The following is a 15,502-nucleotide window of genomic DNA, read 5'->3' as shown; positions in this document are numbered from 1 at the left end:
ACGCCTACCTTTTTTACTGTAAAAAAATTATACTTGCGTCCACTTTCTATTTTGGTTACTATAGTCGTAGTAACCAAAATAGAAAGCGTGGGGAAAGACTTGAATTTTCGTGTTTATATTTTAGCTATCGCGGCTTTCGTAGTCGGAACGGTTGAGTTAATTATAGGAGGAACGCTCGATTTAGTTGCCAATGATTTAGGAGTATCTATTAGCGCAGCTGGTCAGCTTATCACAATATTTTCGGTAGTATTTGCTTTGTCAGGTCCAGTTTTATTAGCTGTGACAGGGGAGTTTGAAAGAAAAACATTGTATGTTGGAGCATTATCGATTTTCTTAATCGGAAATATTATTTCCGCATTTAGTGTGAATTACGGAATGCTAATGTTCTCAAGGGTTATTTGTGCGGCGAGTGGTTCATTAATTATTGCACTATCTGTAACACTTGCGTCTAGTGTAGTAGAACCGCATTTTCGTGCGCGTGCAATTGGAATCATTTTTATGGGAATTAGTGGATCACTTGTACTTGGAGTACCGCTTGGTCTTGTACTCGGAAATGCATACGGATGGCGTGCACCATTTGTATTAATTTCTGTATTAACAGTTATGGCAATTGCTTGTATTTCATTGTTCTTAACGAAAGTACCACCGACATCGGTATTATCAATAAAAGAACAACTTGCTACTTTAAAAGATAAAAAAATTGTAAGTGCACAGTTAACATCATTTTTGTTTTTAACGGGTCATTTAACATTGTATGCATATTTAACACCGTTTTTAAAAGATGTTATGCATGTTGAAGCAAACTGGATTAGTGTGTTTTACTTTATTTTTGGAATCGCAGCAGTAATTGGCGGCGGATTCGGTGGATGGCTTGCTGATAAATGGGGATCGAAGAAAAGTATTATCTCGATTATTATCGTATTTGCATGTGCAATCTTCATGTTGCCATTAATGACATTCTCATTCCCGCTCTTCATCATTATGATGGGACTTTGGAGTATGCTGAGCTGGGCGATTTCACCAGCACAGCAAAATTATTTAATTGAAATTGCACCGGAATCAGCTGGTATTCAGCAAGGTTTAAATAACTCTGCGCTTCATTTAGGAATTGCACTTGGTTCAACAGTAGGTGGAGTTGTTATTGAAAAATCATCTGTTATATATAATGCTTGGGTAGGCGGTGGCTTTATTATATTAGCACTGCTTTGCGCTATTTTCTCGATTACGAGAGGACGCTCTACTCAGTTCGTGAAAGAAGAATCTATCGTTTGATAGGTTCTTTTTTATTTGTAAAAAATTGCAGGTTTTAGTAGGTAAATGGAGAAAAGGGTATATAGCGAGGTGAGGTATATGTATTCGAATTTTTCAATTATTGGTCTTCTAATTTCAATGCTCCCTTTGTTTCTTATTATTCTTGCACTTAGATGGATTCGTTTCATCTATCAAAATTCAGAGAAACAGGTAGAGCAAAATGAGAAAATCATTGAGCTGTTGATGGAGATAAAGGAACATAATAAAAAGGAGTCTAAGTGAAAAACTAGACTCCTTTTTATTATTTAATTAGTATCTTAATTTCATTAACAAACTCTTAATTTCCTCATCTTTCATAAAGAGATCGTGGTGCTTCTGGGTAATCTTTGCAAGTGCAACGTCGTGATAGAAAAATTCTGTAAAGAACTTTACGAAAGGTTGTGACATTGTTTTCATCGCTTGCCATGACTCTTGTTCTACGCCAGCAAATAAAATTTCACGATCGTCAACGATGAGTAGTAAGTAGCGCTCTAATGCATTAGGCTCTTCAGCTGGGATTAGAAAATGCATGTTTTCTAAGTCTGTTTCTACTTCTCCAACAATAAGGGATTCAATTTGAACACCTTGTTTTGCTTTTTGTTCTAGTAAAGGGAGATATTCTAAAAGAGTATCATTCCAAGCTGAAATACGGATTGATTCTTTTGCACTTTCAATGAGTTCTTTACTTTGAACTCGAATAGAAGATTGCATTTTTAAGCTCCACACACGGTCATCTGTAAATGATTTTTTTGATATGTTTGTTTCCAGCTCTTTAATATTTGATTGGAATTCTGTCGTTAATTTTTCAATTGCTAGTTTTAGTGGTAATGCTGTATACAATTTTTTCTTTTCTGAAACAGAATCCATTACCATTCCTTTATCGATTAGGCGTGCTAGTACTTCATATATTTTTGCTTTTGGAACACCTGAATGCTTCACAATTGTTGTAGCATCTAATGGTTCATTGCTTGATACGACAACTTCATAAGCTTGGCTTTCATATTGTGAGAAACCGAATTTTTGTAACATAGTTCCCTCCGAACGAATGAGATTATATTTTAAGGATAATGAACTATTTGTTTTTGCACAAGTGGTAGTCCGTTTTCTAATTGTATTAAGGTGAGAATTAATTTCAATTTTTTAATTTTATCTATTATACTTAATATAATGATTAATAAGATTTTAATTTAATACGAAGGGGATGCTTGGGGGAAAATGTTAAGAAGTTTACGTTTAAAAATTGCGGTAGTGTTTTCAGTACTTATTTCTATGATGTTCGTAATATTGGGTACAGCTGTGTATCAATTACAGAAAGAAAAGGAAGTGCGTTCCTTAGACGAGTATTCTCAAAATGCGATGGATCTTGTGACAGAGCAACTTACGACATTTGTTCAAAGAACGGATGAAGATATGGGGTATTACGCGAACAGTGAGATGATTCGTAATATGCTTCAAGGTGGGGTTACTCCGGAAGAGGAAGCGTTTTTAACGAAAGAGTTTGCGGAGTATAAAAAGAATCATCCTGGTATTTTAGATTTATATATTGGTACGAAAGATAAAAAAACATTAAGTGCCAATCTTGCTGAAGGTGGGCAAGTGCCAGAAGGATACGATCCAACGACAAGACCATGGTATAAAGATTCAGAGGCTGATGTAAAAAAGGTCCATTGGGGACAACCTTCTTATGAAATTGCAACAGGCAAGTTAAGTGTAGGTGTTTCTAAAGCAATTACAGCTCAAGATGGGTCTGTATTAGGCGTTGTTGCGATGGATGTATCGCTTGGGACGATTCAGAAGTTGCTTCACAATATTCAATACAATAATGACGGAGAAATGTTTATTATAAATGATAAAAATATGGCTCTTGTTTATCCAGAAAAGATAGGGAAAGATGTTTCTAAAGAGCCACTTATAAAGAGTTTAAATAAAGAGGTAACCAAATATGCGGTCACTACAATAAAAGGTGAAGATGTAGTTGTTTATAGTCAATCATTTGATACGATGAAATGGACGATAGGAATCTTTTATCCGAAAGAAACGATCGATGGGCTATTAAATAGTACGAGAAATACAGTTATTATAATGGCATGTATTAGTTTATTAGTTGGAATCGTAGCTTCCTACTTGTTCTCAAGAAGATTAGCAAGACCACTGCAACTATTAAAGAATCACGTGCAAAAAGTAGCAGAAGGCGATTTAACGCTGCGAATGAAAGTGACAAGTAAAGATGAAGTTGGAGAGTTGACGAAGCACTTTAATGATATGGTTGAACAAATGAATGAAATGGTAAGTAAAATTAAAAACAGCGTATCAACGGTGCAACAATCAACGAATAGTTTACATTATTTAACGAACGAAACAGTAGCGGCTAGTAGAGAAGTTTCAGGAGCGATGGATGATGTGAGCGGAGGAGCTTCTACTCTTGCGAATAGTGTGGATGAAGTTTCAGCTCAGCTCGAGAATATGGCGGAGTCAGTGGAACAAATGAATAGCTCCGTTGGTGAAATAAAAGGAGTGGCTGGCAAAGCGGAAGAGGCATCTAAGCAAGGATTAAATACAATGAGGAATTTAATCCGTACGAGGGGACAATCATCTTCGATTGTTGTTCATACAGAAGAAGCATCGGATAAGTTAGAACAAAGAGTTGGATCGATTCAAAATGTTGTTGAGCTTATAAAAGGCATTTCGGATCAAACAAATTTACTTGCTTTAAATGCTTCGATTGAAGCTGCCCGTGCAGGTGAGCAAGGTAAGGGATTTGCGGTTGTTGCTGAAGAGGTTCGGAAATTAGCGGAACAATCAAAAGAGGCAACTGGAGAAATCACAACGATGATTGGTGATGTGCAAGTAGAAGTAAAAAGAGTTGTAGAAGTTGTAAGTAAATTGAAAGACATTGCAGATGTGCAAAATAAAGTGACGACAGAGGCAGAAATGGAGTTCCGCACAATTATGTCAGTTGTAAATACGATTAGTACTTCAGTTGAAAAAATTGTAGAAGAGGTACATAACATAGGTTACGAGCAAGGAGAAATTACAGCGGTAATGCACACAATTGCTGGTACGAGTCAAGAAAGTGCAGCTGTTTCCGAAGAGGTACATGCTGCAACGGAATCACAGGTGAATCATTTAGAAAAGGTAGCTCACACGATGGAAAGTTTGACAGAACATATGAGAGATTTAGAAAGATTAGTCGAGCAGTTTAAAGTGGAAGAGTAACATATTAGTAAAATGATGAGGATTTCGGTAAAATAGACAATGGATATATAAGAAACGATTATAGGAGGAAGACTACTATGGCAATTGTTGATGTATCGATTATTCCAGTAGGAACAGGTAATCCAAGTGTTAGTGAATATGTAGCAGAAGTACAAAAGGTGCTAGAGAAAAATACGGATCGCGTGAAGTATCAATTAACACCGATGAATACAATTATTGAAGGAGATCTTCCTGTCATTCTAGAAGTAATTCAACAAATGCATGAAGTGCCTTATACGAAAGGTGCACAGCGTGTTGCAACAACAATTCGTATTGATGATCGTCGTGATAAAGTAAGCACAATGGAGAAGAAATTAAACTCTGTTCGATCAAAATTATAAGAAAAAGCAGCGATCTTCGCTGCTTTTTTCATATAGGAGGTAAATAAGATGAGTGAAAAGTTTAATGAACAATTTGACGGGTTGTTAGAGAAATACACGGAATTATTACTTGGAGAGAGCAATGAAGAGAGAAAAGAGCAGGTGCAGAAGTGGGCACTTTATTCTTACATAGCGAAGACGATGCCAGCTTTAGTGAAGCATTGGAATGAGACATATCCAGATGCGAAAGAAGAGATGGTGCAGTTAATTACGGATATTAAAAGGCTGAATGAAGAGAAGCGAAATGAAGGATAAAAAGAATAAAATGCACAACTTTTTCTCAATACAATATTGAGAAAAAGTTGTGCATTTTTTGATCGATTCCTCATTATAAAATGAAATGCATTCTTCAATTGTTTAATCAGCTATTTCGTATGTTCTTGGAAGATTGCTGATTTGAATTCATGCTCTATCTTTTTTCTTCTTTTTCTATTTCAGATACAGATTTTTCAGGATCTTTTATAAGTTTTCCCAATTCTCCAGAACGTGTAAGCTGTTCCTCAAAATCTTTTGTAGTACTGACGCTAGCTATAAACCATAATTTGTCATCTTGGTTTATATATCCATTTATATGCGGAATGCCCATAGGGGTTATTTCCCTTTTTGTAAATGTAATAGATTTCACATCCTTTACATTATAACGAATGTACTTTTCCACTCGTGCTTCTTGTTTCTTCCAAAACAGCTCTTCTTGTTTTTTCTTCTCTACATATTTCATCGCAATATATCCTCCTGCTATAATACAAATAATGGTTAATGTGATTACCAATTTCTTTTTCATTTGGAATCTCCTTGCATTAAAATATAATTAAAATATATCATGGAACGAGTGGTGAAAGATGACTGAATTTCAAAAAAATCCTATTGCGACAGATCAAGATTATTTTGAATTAGCAGATCAAGTTTATGGTGACGTTTTGCAAAAGGGTACTGAAATAAAAGGTAGTGAAGGGAAAAAATGGGTAGTAATTGAATCCATCGATACCAATCAATCCGAAGCAAAAAATGGCCTGCAAGCTATTGCTGTTGTACCTGCCAAGGATTATGACCCAGATAAAACGCAATATGATAATATTATTTATTCTTTTCGTGGAACGGAATTTGGAAAGTTTGATGGCGATTTATCTACGGATACTTTCCAAATCACAATGGGAATGAAAGATAACTGGGGAGCTGTTGGCGGAGATATTCAAAAACTCCCGACTTCTTTTGATAGTTCGTTAGAATTTGTAGACAGGGTTAACAAAACCTATAAACCAATCTCTGTTCACACGACTGGACATAGCAAAGGAGCTGCAGAAGCTGATTTTGTTGCTGCTGAACGAAACTTTTATGCGACAACGTATGCTGCCCCTAATATTTACCGCTTGTTAAGTGATGAAGCAAAAAAACGTGTAGATGAAGGTGTAATGGATCATAAGGCTGTTGATTATACACATGAAAAAGATGCTGTAGGGAATTTTGAACAATTTGGTGCAAATCCGATTGGTAAACAATATATCGTAAAAAGTAATGGAACTTCTCATGGTGTATTAGGTCTTTTACTTATGGCAGAACATCCTATGGATACGTTTCAAGGGATGTTCCATTCCGATGGAAGCCCGATGTTAGTATCCGAACCTCATGGCGTTATTCGTCAAGCGAAAAATACAGAAATTCATCTGAAAGTTGAGGATATTCAAGCAATTACAACGGATTTAAAACGTGAAATAGATCATATTAACGAACAAATTGTAGAAGCCAGTTCAAAGATTATACAAGTATTACAGCAATCACCAGCTAGTGTAGATGGAAATTTAATTCCTACAATTACGTATGCTGTAAATCAATTTCAAAGAAACTATATGGAATCGCTACGTTCCACATCAGATTTTATTTATCAAAAGGCAAATGAATTTGAACGAGTGGATAATGAAAGGTAAATAGGGGGAAGTAATATGAAAAACTATGATGTTATTCAACATTCTTTAGATGTACAAGGGGCAACTAATCAATTAGCTAGGTGTTTATCAGATTTAGAAAATCATAAAGTTAAACTATACTCTATCAAAACATTATTAGCTCATAATTGGAAAGGGAATACAGCAAATGAAATTGAAAGAAGATTAAATGAAACTGAAGACAAATTAATATATGTACTTAATCAATTTCAAAATATAGAAGGGGATTTAGAAAGGTATAGAAGAAGTGTAGACAGTTTTGCCAATCAGTTTATGATGATGGGGCCAAAATACTAACCAATATCCTCTATATGCAAAATATAAAATGAATCTTAATCTTAATCTACATAGAAGTTTGGTTTTAATGTAAAGGGTATATTTAATTGTAAGAGCTAGTCATTAAACTATTTTTAAGGAGATATTCAAATTCACGATGATTGGTGAATTTGAAGTGTATATTGTTTTTCACATTAATATCCTTATATAATTTACATGGAATATTAAGGGTTTTATAGGCATGTCGAATATTTTCGGTATGCCTATTTTTGCCCTAGTAAACCCGTTTTTTCTAAATGTCGAAAAATATTCCCTTCATATTTACATGCGAGAATATAGGTTTTTAAATGTTTTTATAGTATTTTATAAATTATCTAAATAATTATTTGTATCCAATAATTTTAAACAATGATATAATTTTGAAGAGGGGTAAAAAACAGATAAATTACAGTCATAGGGGTGAATTACATGGAACAATTAATGCGAAATTCGTTTCTTTTCTTATCTAAAAATAAAGCGCTAACAAAACTGGCTAAAAAGTACGGTTTACGCTTTGGTGCAGGTCGCTTCGTCGCAGGGGAGACGATTGAATTAGCGACAGCTGCCATTCAGGCATTAAATAAGCAAGGACTTTGTGTAACAATCGATTATTTAGGTGAATTCGTTGATAATGAAGCGGAAGCAAATGAAATGGCTAACCAATCGATTGAAGCGATCCGTGCAATTGGAAGAGAAGGTCTTGATTCGCAGCTTTCTTTAAAGATGACTTCTATGGGATTAGATATCTCTGATGAAATCGTAATGAACAATATGCGCCGTATTTTAGAAGCGGCAAAAGAAAATGGTGTGTTCGTTACCATTGATATGGAAGACTATACACGCTGCGGGAAAACAATTGATATCTTTAAACAATTAAAATCTGAATACGATAATATTGGTACTGTTATTCAAGCTTACCTATATCGTACAGAAAAAGATATTGAAGATTTAAATGCTTATAATCCTAATTTACGTCTTGTAAAAGGTGCTTATAAAGAACCTGAAGAAGTGGCGTTCCCGGACAAGAAAGATGTAGATGACAATTATAAAAAAATTATTAAAATGCACTTATTAAATGGGAATTATACTGCAATTGCTTCACATGACGAAGCGATTATTGAATATACAAAAAAACTTGCCGAAGAACACAACATTCCAAGGGATCAATTTGAATTCCAAATGTTATATGGTATTCGTAATGAGCGTCAACTTGAGCTAGTAAAAGAAGGTTACAAAATGCGTGTTTACGTACCTTATGGAAACGACTGGTACGGCTACTTCATGCGTCGTCTAGCAGAGCGTCCAGCAAACGTTGCGTTCGTATTAAAAGGTATGGTTAAAAAATAACCAAGGAGAAAATACTCCTTGGTTATTTTAATTGCTGAAATGCGTAATGCGCCATTTTTTTCGTATCAGGATATAGTTGCGCGCGAGTAGAAGATAATACGACGTTAATGACGCGTTTACCGTCTTTTTCATCCACTGTTACGACTGTATATTTGCCGAGTGCTGATAGACCGCTTTTACTTCCAATCGCATATGGATCGTCATATAGTTCTTCTCGTCCATAGTTTGCGATGTTTGGAGAGCGTTCTGAAGTATGTAGAGTTGTACGTGTTGAATTCATATATTCTAAAACAACTGGATACTTTAATGCTTCTTTCGTAATAATAGCAATGTCATATGGTGATACTTTATTCCCAATTGCATCAGCACCACTTGCGTTCTTGAAAGTTGCATGCTTTGTACCAAGTTCCTTTGCTCTAGCATTCATCATTTTCACAAATTCATTTTTTGATCCTGCGATATGTTCTGCAATTGATTCAGCTATTGGATCTGCACTAATGATAAGCATAAGTTTTAATGCCTCATCACGCTTTAATTTTTCTCCAGCACGAAGTTTAATTTTCTTGCTTTGACTTTCTGTTTTAATTGCATTTTCTGTAACCGTAATTTCTTCATCTTCTTTTACATTCTCTAGTAAAAGAAGGGTTGTCATCATTTTGGCTATACTAGCCGGATAAGAACGTTCGTCTTCGCGTTTCCCATATAAAATTTCACCTGTGTTTGCATCGATTGTAACCCCATATTGCCCAGTAATGTTAGGTTGATCAGCTCTTACAGCTTGTTGCCTTTGTGCATAAGAGAAGAAAATCATCCCTGTAAATAGTGTAGCAATCATTACAATCATAACTATTGTTCGTTTCATCATCGTTCCCTCTTTTGTTTTCCATATGTACAAATAAATTGGGCAGAAAAAGCAGCCATTAATCATTATGCCACGTTCTCTGCCCAAAAATATAGCGTTATTTTTCGCCCATATTATGCTTCTTATATTGTTGGTTATTACCTTGGCGTCCTTTTTCAACACCGTGATTATGTGGACCTGCGTTTCCAGTTACACTAGCTGCACTAATTCCAGCCTTTGAAGGGTTCTTCTTAAGTTTTGCCATATATATTCCTCCAGTTTCGTCAGATTATAAAAAGGAAAAGTGCATTTAAACAAAGAAAATACACATGTATAGCATAGCCAAATGAAAGAAAAATATTTATTTCAGAAAATTTTATCAATAAATATATTGCGAAAATTTAAACAGTATCATATATTTATTAGTAGAGGCTCACTCATTGATTGCGACTTATGTCGAAAAATTGAATGAGCATTCATTCAAGAATAGGGGGAGAATTGGATGTTCCAAATTAAAAAGGCTGCTGTTCTAGGTTCAGGCGTAATGGGTTCGGGAATTGCGGCACACTTAGCTAATATTGGTATTCCGACATTATTGCTTGATATTGTACCACCTGCGCTTACGAAAGAAGAGGAAGCGAAGGGACTTACATTAGAACATAAAAGTGTGAGAAATCGTTTTAGTAATACGGCTGTACAGAAACTATTGAAGCAAAAACCAGCTCCTCTGACAGTGAAAGGAAATCTAGCACTGATTGAAGCAGGTAACTTAGAAGATGATCTTGAGCTTCTTGCTGATGTAGATTGGATTATTGAAGTAGTAGTTGAAAACTTAGATATTAAAAAGAAATTATTTGAAAAAGTAGACGCTGTTCGTAAACCAGGTTCTATTGTAAGCTCGAATACGTCAGGTATTTCAGTTGAAAAAATGGCAGAAGGTCGTTCAGACGACTTCCAGAAACACTTCTTAGGCACACACTTTTTTAACCCACCACGATATTTAAAACTTCTAGAGGTAATACCGACGAAAGAAACAGATCCACAAGTATTAAGCTTCATGAAACTATTTGGAGAAGACGTTCTTGGAAAAGGCGTTGTTATCGCAAAAGACACACCAAACTTTATTGGAAACCGCATCGGTACGTACGGTTTATTAGTAACTCTTCAAGAGATGATAAAACGCGGCTACAGCATTGGGGAAGTTGATTCTGTAACAGGTCCATTAATTGGTCGTCCGAAGAGTGCAACGTTCCGTACATTAGATGTTGTCGGTTTAGATACATTCGTACACGTTGCAAATAACGTATATGAAAACGTACAAGAAGAAGAGCGTGATGTATTTAAAGTACCAGCTTTCATGCATGACATGCTTGATAAAAAATGGCTTGGAAGCAAAACAGGTCAAGGCTTCTTCTTAAAACAAGGAAAAGAAATTTTAGAACTAAATCCTGAAACGATGGAATATGAAGCGCGTAAAAAATTAAAAGCTGCATCCGTAGAGTTAAGTAAACAAGAAAAAGGATTAGCGAATAAATTGAAAGCGCTTGTATACGCAAAAGACCGCGCAGGAGAGTTATTATGGAACATCATTACACCAACTCTTTTATACTCTGCAAAACTTCATAAAGAAATTGCTGACGATATCGTTGCAATTGACCAAGCGATGAAGTGGGGCTTCGGCTGGGAGCAAGGACCGTTTGAAGTTTGGGATGCAATCGGCGTTGAAAAATCTGTTCAAAAGATGGAAGAAAACGGCGTAGTCGTTCCTACTTGGGTGAAAGAAATGTTAGAGAAAGGTTTCACTACTTTCTATAAACATGATAACGGCGATAGCTACTATTACGATAATGGCGAATATAAGCTAATCGAGCGTAATAAAAAAGCAATTTCTCTTAAGCAATTAAAAGCGAAAAATGGTGTATTAAAGAAAAATAGCGGAGCGAGCTTAATTGATTTAGGCGACGGCATCCTTTGCTTAGAGTTCCATTCGAAGAGCAATGCAATCGGTATGGATATTACGCAAATGATTAACTACGCTGTTGATGAAGTAGAAAAGAATTATAAAGGTCTTGTTATCGGTAACCAATCGAAGAACTTCTGTGTTGGTGCGAACCTAGCAATGATCTTAATGGAAGCACAAGACGACAATTACTTTGAAATTGAGTTGGTTGTGAAAAACTTCCAAGATGCAATGACGAAAATTAAGTACTCTTCTAAGCCAGTTGTAGCAGCACCATACGGTATGACGCTTGGCGGAGGTACAGAAGTTTGCTTACCAGCAGCTAGCATTCAAGCTTCTAGTGAAACGTATATGGGCTTAGTAGAAGTTGGTGTTGGCTTAATCCCTGGCGGAGGCGGTAATAAAGAGCTATACATTAAACACTTAAATAAAATGCCAAACGGTGTAGAGTTTGATCTGCAAAAAGTTGCGAATAAAGTGTTCGAATCTGTAGCGATGGCGAAAGTTTCTACATCAGCACAAGAAGCTGTATCGAACAACTTCTTAGGCGATAAAGACGGTATTAGTGTGAATGGTGATCACTTACTATATGATGCGAAACAGAAAGCACTTGCTTTATATGAAGCTGGCTATAAAGCACCGATTCGTAAAAAGATACCAGTTGTTGGTGAAACAGGATATGCAACTCTTGTACTTGGTGCAGAAGCAATGCATTTATCAGGTTACATTTCTGAACATGATCTTCACATTGCGAAGAAACTTGCATATGTCATTGCGGGCGGAAAAGTGCCGTACGGAACAGAAGTTGATGAGCAGTATTTATTAGATGTAGAACGTGAAGCATTTATTAGCTTAGTAAGTGAGATGAAATCACAAGCAAGAATGCAGCACATGCTTGTAAAAGGAAAGCCATTACGTAACTAATAACGAGGGGAGATATCGTTCATGAGAGAAGCTGTCATTGTTGCGGGAGCAAGAACACCAATTGGAAAAGCAAAGAGGGGTTCATTAAAAACAGTTCGTCCTGACGATCTAGGGGCGTTAGTAGTAAAGGAAACGTTAAAGCGTGCAAATTATGAAGGACCAATCGATGATTTAATTTTCGGTTGTGCGATGCCAGAAGCAGAACAAGGTTTAAATATGGCTCGTAATATCGGCGGACTAGCAGGACTTTCTTACGATGTTCCAGCTATTACAATTAACCGTTACTGTTCTTCTGGTTTACAAAGTATCGCTTACGGAGCAGAGCGCATTATGCTTGGTCACTCTGAAGCTGTATTATCAGGCGGAGCGGAATCAATGAGTTTAGTTCCAATGATGGGACACGTTGTTCGTCCGAATAGTCGCCTTGTAGAAGCGGCTCCGGAATATTATATGGGTATGGGACATACAGCAGAGCAAGTTGCTGTGAAATATGGAATTTCTCGTGAAGAGCAAGATGCATTTGCAGTAAGAAGTCATCAACGTGCTGCCAAAGCATTAGCGGCAGGAAACTTTGCTGATGAAACAGTATCTGTAGATGTGACGTTACGCTCGGTTGGCTCAAACAATAAACTGCAAGAAGAAACAATCATTTTCGCACAAGATGAAGGTGTAAGAGCAGAGACGACGCTAGACATTTTAGGTAAATTACGTCCAGCATTTAACGTTCGCGGTTCTGTAACAGCTGGTAACTCTTCACAAATGAGTGACGGTGCAGCATCTGTACTATTAATGGATCGTGAAAAAGCAGTGAGCGATGGCATGAAGCCACTTGCGAAATTCCGTTCATTTGCAGTAGCTGGCGTACCACCAGAAGTAATGGGAATCGGCCCAATCGCTGCAATTCCAAAAGCGTTAAAACTAGCTGGCTTAGAGCTATCTGATATTGGCTTATTCGAACTAAATGAAGCATTCGCTTCTCAATCGATCCAAGTTATTCGTGAACTTGGTTTAGATGAAGAAAAAGTAAACGTAAACGGTGGTGCAATCGCACTTGGACATCCACTTGGCTGTACAGGAGCAAAACTAACACTATCTCTTATTCACGAAATGAAACGCCGCAACGAACAATTCGGTATCGTAACAATGTGTATTGGCGGCGGAATGGGAGCAGCGGGAGTATTTGAATTACTATAAAAAGTGGAAGCGGCTCGTTCAGAATGTGAGGAGGATGGAGCTTCAGACGTAGAGGCGCTCTTTGCCTCGTAGGAAGAAGCGAAGCCACCGACTGTTCTAGCCGCTGGAACTGGATTATAAAAAAAAGTGGAAGCGGCTCGTTCAGAACGAGACGACGCTAAAGCAAAGAATGGAAGCAACAAAGGTTTATAAAAAATAAACGGGAGAGCCAGCTTCTTTCAAAAAGAGAGAAGCTGCTCATGAAAATATGAAGGAGGAAATTTTCATGGAAAAAACAGTAGGAAATGCGGTTAAAGGCGGTAGCTTTTTAGTTGATGAGATTACGATTGATCAAGTGTTTACGCCAGAAGATTTTTCATCTGAGCATAAAATGATTGCAAAAACGACAGAGGACTTTATCGTAAATGAAGTTCTTCCAGAGCTTGAATATTTAGAGCAACATGAATTTGATCGTTCAGTTCGTCTTTTAAAAGAAGCTGGGGAGCTTGGTTTATTAGGCGCTGACGTACCAGAAGAGTACGGTGGGATTGGTCTTGATAAAGTAAGCTCAGCGTTAATCGCAGAGAAATTCTCTCGCGCTGGCGGCTTTGCAATCACTCACGGTGCTCACGTAGGTATCGGATCTTTACCAATCGTATTATTCGGTAACGAAGAGCAAAAGAAAAAGTATTTACCATTACTTGCAACTGGTGAAAAATTAGCTGCATACGCATTAACTGAGCCAGGTTCAGGATCTGACGCATTAGGCGCAAAAACAACTGCACGTTTAAATGCAGAAGGTACACATTATGTATTAAACGGTGAAAAACAGTGGATTACAAACTCTGCATTCGCTGACGTATTCGTTGTATATGCAAAAATTGATGGAGAGCATTTCTCAGCATTTATCGTAGAGAAAGAATACGCTGGTGTATCTACAAGCCCTGAAGAGAAGAAAATGGGTATTAAATGTTCTTCAACTCGTACGTTAATTTTAGAAGATGCGTTAGTACCGAAAGAAAACCTACTTGGTGAAATCGGTAAAGGTCATATTATCGCATTCAACATTTTAAATATCGGTCGTTATAAATTAGGTGTTGGTACAGTTGGATCTGCAAAACGTGCAGTAGAAATTTCAGCACAATATGCAAACCAACGTCAACAGTTCAAGCAACCAATCGCTCGCTTCCCATTAATTCAAGAGAAACTTGCGAATATGGCAGCAAAAACATATGCAGCTGAAAGTTCTGTATATCGTACAGTAGGTTTATTCGAAAGCCGCATGAGCACATTATCTGAAGAAGAAGTAAAAGACGGTAAAGCAGTAGCAGCTTCTATCGCTGAATATGCAATCGAGTGCTCTTTAAACAAAGTATTCGGTTCTGAAGTATTAGACTATACAGTAGATGAAGGTGTTCAAATTCACGGTGGTTACGGATTTATGGCAGAATACGAGATTGAAAGAATGTACCGCGATTCTCGTATTAACCGTATTTTCGAAGGAACGAACGAAATTAACCGCCTAATCGTACCAGGTACGTTCTTACGTAAAGCGATGAAAGGTGAATTACCACTTCTTCAAAAAGCACAAAAATTACAAGAAGAGTTAATGATGATGATGCCAGAAGAAGTAGGCGATGAGCCATTAGCACTTCAAAAGTATTTAGTAACTAATGCGAAGAAAATAGGCTTAATGGTAGCTGGATTAGCTGCTCAAAAATACGGTAAAGCATTAGATAAAGAGCAAGAAATTCTTGTGAATATCGCTGACATCGTAAGCAACCTATACGCAATGGAATCAGCTGTTCTTCGTACAGAAAAAGCAATCAAAACAACTGGTCTTGAAAAGAATAAACAAAAAGTGTTATACACTGAAGTATTCTGCCAAGAAGCATTTAACGAAATCGAAGCAGACGCGAAAGAAACACTTATCGCAGTTGAAAACGGCGACATGCTGCGCATGATGTTATCATCATTACGTAAATTAACTCGCCACACACCACTTAACGTAATTCCGAAGAAACGTGAAATCGCTGCGAAAATTTTAGAAGATGAGCGTTACACAGTTTAATATCTT

General features: G+C 36.8%; 15 protein-coding genes. 11 read left to right on the top strand and 4 right to left on the bottom strand.

The window, feature by feature from the left end; translation table 11 throughout:
• The first annotated feature begins 33 nt into the window (after positions 1-33).
• Together AC3EMB_RS24835 and AC3EMB_RS24830 are read left to right on the top strand one after the other, a co-directional pair.
• Positions 34-1,272 (top strand): MFS transporter, encoded by a 1,239-nt coding sequence (locus tag AC3EMB_RS24835; protein ID WP_488517323.1) that lies wholly within the window; start codon positions 34-36, stop codon positions 1,270-1,272.
• Between the two features lie 78 nt (positions 1,273-1,350).
• Entirely contained in the window at positions 1,351-1,533 is a 183-nt protein-coding gene (locus AC3EMB_RS24830; RefSeq protein ID WP_488517322.1) for a hypothetical protein, read from the top strand.
• 27 nt (positions 1,534-1,560) lie between these two features.
• On the opposite strand, the gene AC3EMB_RS24825 is transcribed toward AC3EMB_RS24830, so the two are convergent.
• A complete protein-coding gene (locus AC3EMB_RS24825; protein ID WP_069356426.1) occupies positions 1,561-2,319 on the bottom strand; it encodes a TrmB family transcriptional regulator in 759 nt (252 codons plus the stop codon).
• 186 nt (positions 2,320-2,505) lie between these two features.
• Here AC3EMB_RS24825 and AC3EMB_RS24820 point away from each other — a divergent pair, with 186 nt between their 5' ends.
• The 3 genes from AC3EMB_RS24820 to AC3EMB_RS24810 all read left to right on the top strand — a co-directional run bounded on the left by AC3EMB_RS24820 (position 2,506) and on the right by AC3EMB_RS24810 (position 5,180).
• Positions 2,506-4,506: a methyl-accepting chemotaxis protein gene (locus tag AC3EMB_RS24820; protein WP_071731081.1), complete on the top strand. Its 2,001-nt coding sequence runs from the start codon at positions 2,506-2,508 to the stop codon at positions 4,504-4,506.
• A gap of 77 nt (positions 4,507-4,583) precedes the next feature.
• Positions 4,584-4,886, top strand: a complete 303-nt coding sequence (locus AC3EMB_RS24815) for an MTH1187 family thiamine-binding protein (protein WP_420951728.1) — start codon at positions 4,584-4,586, stop codon at positions 4,884-4,886.
• Between the two features lie 48 nt (positions 4,887-4,934).
• Complete coding sequence (locus AC3EMB_RS24810; RefSeq protein WP_001290593.1) at positions 4,935-5,180, top strand: YusU family protein; 246 nt, start codon at positions 4,935-4,937, stop codon at positions 5,178-5,180.
• A 154-nt stretch (positions 5,181-5,334) separates the two neighbouring features.
• Here the strand turns inward: AC3EMB_RS24810 and AC3EMB_RS24805 are convergent, their stop codons facing one another.
• Positions 5,335-5,706 carry a DUF1433 domain-containing protein gene (locus AC3EMB_RS24805; protein ID WP_000728342.1) on the bottom strand — a complete coding sequence of 124 codons (372 nt, stop codon included), beginning with the start codon at positions 5,704-5,706 and terminating at the stop codon, positions 5,335-5,337.
• A gap of 58 nt (positions 5,707-5,764) precedes the next feature.
• On the opposite strand from AC3EMB_RS24805, the gene AC3EMB_RS24800 reads away from it, so the two are divergent.
• The 3 genes from AC3EMB_RS24800 to AC3EMB_RS24790 all read left to right on the top strand — a co-directional run bounded on the left by AC3EMB_RS24800 (position 5,765) and on the right by AC3EMB_RS24790 (position 8,527).
• Positions 5,765-6,847, top strand: a complete 1,083-nt coding sequence (locus tag AC3EMB_RS24800; RefSeq protein ID WP_053563420.1) for a cytoplasmic protein — start codon at positions 5,765-5,767, stop codon at positions 6,845-6,847.
• 15 nt (positions 6,848-6,862) lie between these two features.
• The gene (locus AC3EMB_RS24795) at positions 6,863-7,162 is read left to right on the top strand and encodes a hypothetical protein (protein ID WP_053563421.1); all 300 of its coding nucleotides are present in this window, start codon (positions 6,863-6,865) and stop codon (positions 7,160-7,162) included.
• Positions 7,163-7,609: 447 nt separating this feature from the next.
• Positions 7,610-8,527 (top strand): proline dehydrogenase family protein, encoded by a 918-nt coding sequence (locus AC3EMB_RS24790; protein WP_000436780.1) that lies wholly within the window; start codon positions 7,610-7,612, stop codon positions 8,525-8,527.
• A gap of 22 nt (positions 8,528-8,549) precedes the next feature.
• On the opposite strand, the gene AC3EMB_RS24785 is transcribed toward AC3EMB_RS24790, so the two are convergent.
• The gene (locus AC3EMB_RS24785; protein WP_023523353.1) at positions 8,550-9,389 is read right to left on the bottom strand and encodes a D-alanyl-D-alanine carboxypeptidase family protein; all 840 of its coding nucleotides are present in this window, start codon (positions 9,387-9,389) and stop codon (positions 8,550-8,552) included.
• 97 nt (positions 9,390-9,486) lie between these two features.
• Positions 9,487-9,633 carry a YuzL family protein gene (locus AC3EMB_RS24780; RefSeq protein ID WP_001096344.1) on the bottom strand — a complete coding sequence of 49 codons (147 nt, stop codon included), beginning with the start codon at positions 9,631-9,633 and terminating at the stop codon, positions 9,487-9,489.
• Between the two features lie 237 nt (positions 9,634-9,870).
• Here AC3EMB_RS24780 and AC3EMB_RS24775 point away from each other — a divergent pair, with 237 nt between their 5' ends.
• The 3 genes from AC3EMB_RS24775 to AC3EMB_RS24765 all read left to right on the top strand — a co-directional run bounded on the left by AC3EMB_RS24775 (position 9,871) and on the right by AC3EMB_RS24765 (position 15,496).
• Complete coding sequence (locus AC3EMB_RS24775) at positions 9,871-12,252, top strand: 3-hydroxyacyl-CoA dehydrogenase/enoyl-CoA hydratase family protein (RefSeq protein WP_000486359.1); 2,382 nt, start codon at positions 9,871-9,873, stop codon at positions 12,250-12,252.
• A gap of 21 nt (positions 12,253-12,273) precedes the next feature.
• Positions 12,274-13,446: an acetyl-CoA C-acetyltransferase gene (locus tag AC3EMB_RS24770; RefSeq protein ID WP_001206331.1), complete on the top strand. Its 1,173-nt coding sequence runs from the start codon at positions 12,274-12,276 to the stop codon at positions 13,444-13,446.
• Positions 13,447-13,711: 265 nt separating this feature from the next.
• A complete protein-coding gene (locus tag AC3EMB_RS24765) occupies positions 13,712-15,496 on the top strand; it encodes an acyl-CoA dehydrogenase family protein (protein ID WP_000416293.1) in 1,785 nt (594 codons plus the stop codon).
• The last annotated feature ends 6 nt before the right edge of the window (positions 15,497-15,502 follow it).

It is taken from the genome of Bacillus sp. LQ16 (assembly GCF_057784645.1).
The sequence above is the reverse complement of the archived record's forward strand: the minus strand, read 5'-3'. Positions and strand labels throughout refer to the sequence as shown.